Consider the following 8,006-nt stretch of genomic DNA (forward strand, 5'->3'; position numbering starts at 1 on the left):
ATTAGATGCCCTCGGCCCGGGCCAGGGCGTCCCGGGCTTCTCCGTCGCGTCCCTGGGCGGTGAGGGCGCGGGCCAGCGCCTGCCAGAATTCCGTCCGTTCGGGCCGCAGGGCCACGGCCTGCCGGGCCATGGCCTCGGCGATGGCCGGGTCCTGGCCTTCCTTGAGGTAGAGCTTGGCCATCAGGTGCAGGGACACCGCGTCCTTGGGGTCGTGGAGCAGGGCCTGGTGCAGGTGTTCCCGGGCTTCCTCGTTGCGGCCTCGCTTGAAAGCCAGCCGGGCCAGGTGGCGCAGGGTCAGGGGCGCGCCGCCCGGGGCGGCCATGGCCCGCTTGTAATATTTGAGCGCCGTGGTGAAGCGCTTGTCCTCCTCGGACATGCGCCCGAGCCGCAGCAAGCTGTAGATGTGGCCGGGATTGGCCCGCAGGCATTTCTGGAAGGCCTTGCGCGCGGCGGCGTTTTCGCCCAGCCGGCGGCAGACGCAGCCGAGGTTGTACAGGGCCATGGTGTTTTTGGCGTCGCGGCCGATGACCCGGTCGAATTCGGCCCGGGCCGTATCCAGCCGGCCGAGCCGGGCCAGGCAGATGCCGAGCGAGTTGCGGGCCAGCGTATTACCCTCGTCGGCCAAAAGCGCCTGCTTGTATTCCTCCATGGCCGCGTAGATGTCGCCCATGGCGAAATGGCGGTCGCCGCTGACGGTCAGCGACAAAGTGTCGAAGACGGCCGTCTTGGGGCCGCGCGGCAAAAGCAGGGCGTGGTCCAGGGCCTTGCGGCAATTTTCCGGCACATCGGCCCGGGTGTGGTTGAGAAACGGATACCCGGCCACGCCCACGGCCGCGGTGCCGCCGAGGCGTTCGCCAAGCCCGGCCAGCACGGCTTCGGCGGCCTCGGCCAGTCCGGCCGGCTCACGGTCGGGGAGGTAGAAGACGAGCTTGGACGAGCTGAACCGGCCGCCCACGGCCGCCTGGCCGAAATGGGCCCGGCACACGGCCGCCGCTTCGGCCACGTCCGCCTCGGCCGGCCGTCCGGCGCGCGGTTCGGACGCCGGATCGGGCAACAGCACCAGGGCCATGGAAAAGGTCTGGCGCTTTTCGCGGTCGGCGGCGGTCTGGCGCAGGAAATCGGCGTGGGAGAAAAGGCCGGTGGCCGGATCCTTTTTCGGCGGACCGTCCGGCGCGGCGGCATGGCCGGCCTCGTCGGAGTCGGCCGCGAGCAGGAGCCGGTCCCCGGGCTCGATGGCCCAGCCCGGATCGTTGCATTGGAGCGTTTCGGCGAAAGCCAGGTCCTCGCCCACCTCCAACAGGGCGATTTCGCCCTTGATCATGGTGGGGGAGCGGCCCGAGACCCGCTCGCCGTCGGACTTGCGGATGTCGTGGGCCCCTTCGTGGCGCGGCGACCAGACCAGGAAGCGTTGTCCGGCCTCGGCGTCCACGAAGCGGCCGAGGCTTACGGCATAGCGCGACAGGGGCAGCGCCTCGAGCACCACGCCGCCCTCGGCCAGGATGCGGTGAAAGGCCATGGCCTGGTTGCGGCCGAGGTCCTTGGCCACGGCCAGGGCTTTTTTGGCCTTGCGCAAGAGCACCCGGGCCTGTTCGGCCGGCGGGGCCACGAACTGGCCGCCGCGCATGTCCTGGGGATAGGCCACGCAGCCGGCGCTGGCCGTCAGGGCGTGGCTTTCCCCGGTGGCCGGGGTCTCGAAGGTCAGCCGCGAGACCTCCCGCACGATGCCCTCGGCCGCCTCCCGGCAGCGCGAGGCCGTGGCCCCGGGCAGAAAAAGCCCGAAAAGGTCGTCGTGGAGCCGGGCGGCCAGCCCGCCTTCGGGGCACAGGCGGCGCAGCAGCGCGCCGGCTTCGGCCAGATTGCCCTCGGCCGCGACAAAGCCGTGCCGGGCGGCCAGCCGGCTGAAATGGTCCACATCGAGGACCACGAGCCCGAATCCGCCCCGAAGCCCGGTGAGCCCCGGATCGACCAGACTGGCCGAGCCCGGCAGGATGCGGTCCTGGACCAGCTCGATCTCCCGGGTGAGGACCGAGGTCAGGGCGTCGGCGTTGGCAAGGCCGGTGAGCGCGTCGCTTGTGGCGGCATGGCGCAGCCGGATTTCCTCCAGGGCCATGGCCGCGATGCGGGGCAAAAGCGCCAGCATGGTACGCGGCGCGCCAAGGCTCGCCCCTCGGGCCACGAACACACCGAGCAGCCTGTCCGAGGCGGCCAGGGGAACGAGCACCTTGCGTTCCGCCGGCAGATGCACGGCCTGGTCGTGGCCCGGACCGAAGCCGGCGATAAGCCCGTCATCGTCGCGGGGGAAAAAAAGGCTGTGGGTTTTGAAGGAAAGGAACCGGGAAAAAACATCCCGGAGAAACTGTTCGTTTGCGATGAGGTCACGCTGTGTGACGGATGCCGCCGGCATTGCCGCTCCCTTGCTGACTGTCTGGATGGGGCTTTTCTCTACCGTTGACGCGGCGGGAAAACAAGCGCGGTCCAGGCGGCATGGCGCGGCCTCTTGACGGGGGGCGTCCGGAAACGGCACTGCTTGCCGCAGGCGGCGTCCGGCGCGGGCGGCCGGGTCGCCGTTTTCGACCACGGGCCGGCAGTCGCGGCAAATCGCACGGGAGGGTCATGCGGCATGGACATCAAGACGTTTCCGATAGGTCCCCTGGAGACCAACTGTTACATCGCGGTCGCGGGCAGCGCGGCCATTGCCGTGGATGTCGGCGGCAAGCCCACGGCGGTGGCGCAATTTCTTGAGGAAAAAGGGCTTGCCCTTGAGGCGGTGCTGCTCACCCACCTGCACTGCGACCATTTGTACGGCGTGGGCGAGCTGGCCGGGGCGTTCGGCGCGCCGGTTTTCGCCGGGGCCGCCGACGCGTCGCTTCTGGAAATCGAAATCGGCCGGGGCGGATTCATGGGCCTGCCCCAGGTGCCCGAGTTCTCCTACGAGCCCATCGCTCCGGGCGAGCGCACGTTTCTCGGCCAACCCTGCCGGGTGCTGGCCACCCCCGGGCACTCCCCGGGCAGCCTGTCCTATTATTTTCCCGAGGCCGGCACGGTTTTCGTCGGGGACCTGCTTTTTTACCGCTCCATCGGCCGCACGGATTTCGCCGGCGGCGACTATGACCAGCTCATGGCCTCGGTGCGCGAAAAGATCTTCGTCCTGCCCGAGGCCACGTTGGTCTATCCCGGCCATGGTCCGGCCACGAGCGTCGGCGACGAGATGCGGCACAACCCGTTTTTTTCGGAGTACGCCCGGTGACGCCCGGTCCCGCGGCCACGGTGTTTTTGTGCGGTCCGAGACCCGGCGGCAATGCCGACGCGGCCGGGCTGGCCTTTGCCCGGGGGCTTCGGGAGAAAGGCATCGCGGCCCAGGTCGTGGCCTTGCGCGACGAACGTATCGCCCCGTGCCGGGGCTGCGGCGCCTGCCTCGCTGCCGGCCACCGCTGTCCTCTGGATACGGAAGGCGACGCGGCCGAGGCGCTTTTCGCCCATGTCCGCGAATCCCCTCTTCTGGCTTTTGCCTCGCCCATCTACTTTTACCACGTGCCGGCGCTTTTCAAGGCGTTCATCGACCGGGCCCAGCGCCACTGGGCCGTGCGCTCCGCTGGCGAGGCCGGCGAGGCCGAGCCGTCCGTCCTGCCGGACGTCCGTGTCCTGCTGGTCGCCGGCCGGCCCCGGGGCGAAAAGCTCTTTGCCGGGACGCTGCTCAGCCTCAAGTACTTTCTCTGGCCCTTTTACCGCGCCCTGGCCGAGCCGTGCCTGTTTCGGGGCTATGACGCGCCGGGCGATCTGGCCGGCGACGTCGCCGCCGTGAAACAGGCGGCCGGGTACGGCCGGGATGCCGCCCATGGGGCTTTTTAGGGCCGGGCTGCCGCGTCTGGCCGGGTGGCTCGCCCGGGCCATGCTTTTTGCCTGCGACCGGTGCCAGGCCTGTTCGGGCCTGCTGCCGGTCCGGGACGGACCGCATCCGGTATGCCCGTTGTGCGCCGCGCGTCTGACCCCGCGCCTGGGCGGCTATTGCCCCCGGTGCGGCGAGCTTGCCGCCGATCCCGCCGCGCCGCCGCAGCTCTGCCCCGAGTGTCTGCGCCAGGGCCGCTCATGGGACGGCTTCGCCTTTCACGGTCCCTACGAGGGGCTGTTGCGGGACATGGTGCTGGGGTTCAAATTCCACGGCCGGCTGGGCCAGGGCCGGGTCTTGGCGGAACTGACCGCCGACGCCTACGCGCGCGCCGCCGCCCGCACCGGTCCCGGTGCCATGGACCCGGCCGGGCCGGATGTCATCGTGCCCGTGCCCCTTTATCCCAGACGCCTTGCCTGGCGGGGATTCAACCAGAGCCTGGAACTGGCCCGGGAGCTCTCCCGCCGGCTGGCCCGGCCCGTCGCCGTAAACGCCCTGGCCCGCATCCGCGACACCACCCCCCAAAGCCAGCTGCCCGGCTCAAAGCGACTGCGCAACATCCAGGGCGCTTTCGCCGCCGCGCCGGAGATCGTCTCCGGCCGGGCCGCGCTGCTCGTCGACGACGTCATGACCACCGGGGCCACCGTGGAAACCGCCGCGCGCGCCTTGCGCCTGGCCGGGGCGGAGCGCGTGGATGTGGTGGTGGTTGCCCGCTAGGTCCGGCAAGGACTGGAAAAAACCCCCGCGCCCTGTATACTGGGGGCAGTCAACGACAAGGAGCACCCATGCCCCGAAAGCCCTTCCCCGGCGCGGACGATCCGCTTTGGTTCAAGGACGCCGTCATTTACGAAGTCCACATCAAGGCCTTCATGGACGGCAACGGCGACGGCGTCGGCGATTTCCCGGGCCTGACCAGCCGGCTGGACTACCTGGCCAGCCTCGGCGTCAACACCCTGTGGCTTCTGCCCTTTTATCCGTCGCCGCTGCGGGACGACGGCTACGATATCGCGGACTATTACGGCATCCACCCCGACTATGGCACGCTCAAGGATTTCAAGGAATTCCTGCGCCAGGCCCATGCCCGGGGGCTTCGGGTCATCACCGAACTCGTGGTCAACCACACCTCCAAGGACCATCCCTGGTTCCAGCGCTCAAGGGCGGCCAGCCCCGGATCGGTCTGGCGCGACTACTACGTCTGGAACGACACCCCGGACAAGTATCGGCAGGCCCGCATCATCTTCAAGGATTTCGAATATTCCAACTGGACCTACGACCACGAGGCCGGGGCCTACTACTGGCACCGCTTCTATTCGCACCAGCCCGACCTCAACTACGACAACCCGCGCGTGCGCAAGGAAATCACCCGGGTCATGGATTTCTGGCTGGGCCTTGGCGTGGACGGGCTGCGCCTGGACGCCGTGCCCTATCTGTACGAGCGCCGGGACACCAACTGCGAAAACCTGCCCGAGACCCACGCGTTTCTGAAAAAACTGCGGGCCCATGTGGACGGGCGGTTCAAGAACCGCATGTTCCTGGCCGAGGCCAACCAATGGCCCGAGGACGCGGTGGCGTATTTCGGGGACGGCGACGAGTGCCACATGGCCTACCACTTCCCGATCATGCCCCGCATCTTCATGGCGCTCATGATGGAGGACCGCTTTCCCGTCCTCGACATCATGGAGCAGACGCCGGCCATTCCGCAAAACTGCCAGTGGGCCATGTTCTTGCGCAACCATGACGAGCTGACCCTGGAAATGGTCTCCGACGAGGAGCGCGACTACATGTACCGGGTCTACGCCAAGGACCGCAAAGCCCGCATCAACCTGGGCATCCGCCGCCGGCTCGCGCCGCTGATGCTCGGCAGCCGCCGCCGCATGGAGCTCATAAACTTCATCCTCTTTTCCTTTCCCGGCACGCCCATCATCTATTACGGCGACGAGATCGGCATGGGCGACAATTTCCACCTCGGCGACCGCGACGGCGTGCGCACGCCCATGCAGTGGAGCCCGGACCGCAACGCCGGATTCTCCCGGGCCAATCCCCAGAATCTCTACCTGCCCGTGGTCATCGATCCGCAATACCACTACGAAGCCGTCAACGTGGAGAACCAGGAGGCCAACCTGTCCTCCTTTCTGTGGTGGATGCGCCGGGTGATCGCCCTGCGCAAACGCCTGCCGGCCATGGGACGCGGCGAAATCGAATTTTTGCGTCCGGACAACAACAAGGTGCTCGTTTTCCTGCGCCGCCACGAGGAGGAGACGATCCTGGTCGTGGTCAACCTGTCGCGCTTTTCCCAGGTGGCCTCCCTCGACCTGTCCCGCTTCGCCGGGGCGTCGCCGGTGGACGTCTTTTCCGGCACGCAGTTTCCGACCATAACCGAGGCCCCGTACGTGCTGCCGCTCGGGCAGTACGACTACTACTGGCTGCGGCTCACGCGCGAGGACGCCGCCGTGGCCATGGACGCCGCCCCGGCTCCCCATGTGGAATTCGGTCAGGCCCTCAAAAGCATCCTGGGGCCCAATGAACGCGCCATCCTGGCCGAGGATCTGCTGCCCGGCCACGCCCGCCGGGCCGGGCTTGCCGGCGTGCGTCTGCCCGCCACCCAGCGGGTGGACATCCTCGACGCCGCGCCCGTCGGGCCGCGCGGGCTTCTGGCCTGGCTGCTTCTGGTCGAAACCCACGCCATCACCGGCGAAGCCCGCACCCTCCCGTTTTTGCTGGCCCTGGCCTCCGGCGAGGATGCCGTCGTCGTGGCCCGGGAGGATCCGCAAGCCGTGGTGGCCCACATCACCCACGCCGGCCGGGAGGGCACCTTGGTCAACGGCTTCGCCCTGCCGCAGCTTCGCGCCTGGTGGCCCGAGGCCTTTAAGCGCAAGGCCAGGCTTCGCGGTCCGGCCGGGGTGCTGGCCGCGTTGCCCGAGCCGGGCTTTCCCCGCGATCTATGCTCGGACGGGGCCTGCCCGCCTTCCCATATGTTCCGCGACGGCCAGAACAACGTCATCATGGCCTACGACGGCAAACTGTTCTTCAAATTTTACGGCGCGCTGGACTCCGGGGCCCATCCCGAGGCCGAGCTGTTGCGCCATCTGGGAGCGGTGGGCTTCGACCATGCTCCGACCCTGGCCGGCGTGCTCGAGTACCGCCCCAAGACCGGGGCCGAACCCATGGTGGTGGCCACGGTGCAGGAATACATCGCCGACGCCCGGGACGCCTACGGCTACAGCCTCGAACACCTCACCCGCTATTTCGAGCAGCGCCGGGCCATGCCCGAGGACGCCGACACCCCGGCCCCGGGCAACATGCTGGATTTCGGCATGGCCAAGTCCCTGGCCGGCATGGCCGACGAGTTCTATCTGGAGATGGCCAGGCTTCTCGGCCGGCGCACGGCCGGAATGCATCTGGCGCTCTCTAGCGGCGGCGGGGCGTTCGAACCGGAGCCTTTTACCAAACTCTACCAACGCTCGGTCTATCAAGCCATCCGCAACAGCATCCGTCAGGCCACCAACCTCCTGTCCAAGCACCTCGGCTCGGTGCCGGCGGCCCTGCGCGAGGACGCAACGCGCATCATCGAGGCGGAAAGTGAGGCCCTGGCCGCCATCTCCGGCCTGCTCTCCGGCGTGGTGGATACGATCAAAATCCGCATCCACGGCGACTACCGCCTGGAGCAGTTGCTTTTTACGGGCAAGGATTTCGTGATCGTGGACTTCGAGGGCGACCCCAGGCGCACGCTCGGCGAACGCCGGCTCAAACGCTCGGCGCTGCGGGACGTGGCCGGCATGTTCTACTCCTTCTACGCCGCCGGCGAGGAGGGCGTCAGTCGCCACGCCGCCGCCCACCCCGAAGACAGCGGCCGATGCGCCGGCTGGGCCTGGCCTTGGGCCGAGGCCGTCTCCCGCGCCTTCTTCGGGGCCTACGCCGCGGCCGTCGGCGATTCGCGCATCCTGCCGCCGCGCCGGGCCAGACTGCTTTTGCTCAAAAGCTTTCTGCTCGAACGCTGCTACGACGCTCTGGGGCAAGCGGCCGTCAACCGCCCGGACCGCATCGGCGCGCCGCTTTCCTGCATACGGTTGGTGTTGGCGTTGAAGTGATCGGGGAAGTGAGGAGGAACCGGGGGAGGGAA

At 68.4% G+C, this 8,006-nt stretch carries 5 protein-coding genes; 4 read left to right on the forward strand and 1 reads right to left on the reverse strand.

What is annotated here, in order from left to right:
• Position 1: 1 nt before the first annotated feature.
• Positions 2–2,404: a tetratricopeptide repeat-containing diguanylate cyclase gene (locus DESFRDRAFT_RS16205; RefSeq protein ID WP_005995713.1), complete on the reverse strand. Its 2,403-nt coding sequence runs from the start codon at positions 2,402–2,404 to the stop codon at positions 2–4.
• A gap of 216 nt (positions 2,405–2,620) precedes the next feature.
• Between DESFRDRAFT_RS16205 and DESFRDRAFT_RS16210 the strand changes: the two genes are divergently transcribed.
• The 4 genes from DESFRDRAFT_RS16210 (at position 2,621) to treS (ending at position 7,974) form a co-directional block, all read left to right on the forward strand.
• Positions 2,621–3,247 (forward strand): MBL fold metallo-hydrolase, encoded by a 627-nt coding sequence (locus DESFRDRAFT_RS16210; protein ID WP_005995714.1) that lies wholly within the window; start codon positions 2,621–2,623, stop codon positions 3,245–3,247.
• The gene (locus tag DESFRDRAFT_RS16215) at positions 3,244–3,849 is read left to right on the forward strand and encodes a flavodoxin family protein (protein ID WP_005995715.1); all 606 of its coding nucleotides are present in this window, start codon (positions 3,244–3,246) and stop codon (positions 3,847–3,849) included. The genes DESFRDRAFT_RS16210 and DESFRDRAFT_RS16215 overlap by 4 nt, the downstream gene beginning before the upstream one ends.
• A complete protein-coding gene (locus tag DESFRDRAFT_RS16220) occupies positions 3,836–4,603 on the forward strand; it encodes a ComF family protein (protein WP_005995716.1) in 768 nt (255 codons plus the stop codon). The genes DESFRDRAFT_RS16215 and DESFRDRAFT_RS16220 overlap by 14 nt, the downstream gene beginning before the upstream one ends.
• Before the next feature lie 68 nt (positions 4,604–4,671).
• Positions 4,672–7,974, forward strand: a complete 3,303-nt coding sequence (gene treS, locus DESFRDRAFT_RS16225; protein ID WP_005995717.1) for a maltose alpha-D-glucosyltransferase — start codon at positions 4,672–4,674, stop codon at positions 7,972–7,974.
• Positions 7,975–8,006: the final 32 nt, after the last annotated feature.

Origin of the sequence: Solidesulfovibrio fructosivorans JJ], from assembly GCF_000179555.1 — a bacterium.
Lineage (GTDB): Bacteria > Desulfobacterota > Desulfovibrionia > Desulfovibrionales > Desulfovibrionaceae > Solidesulfovibrio > Solidesulfovibrio fructosivorans.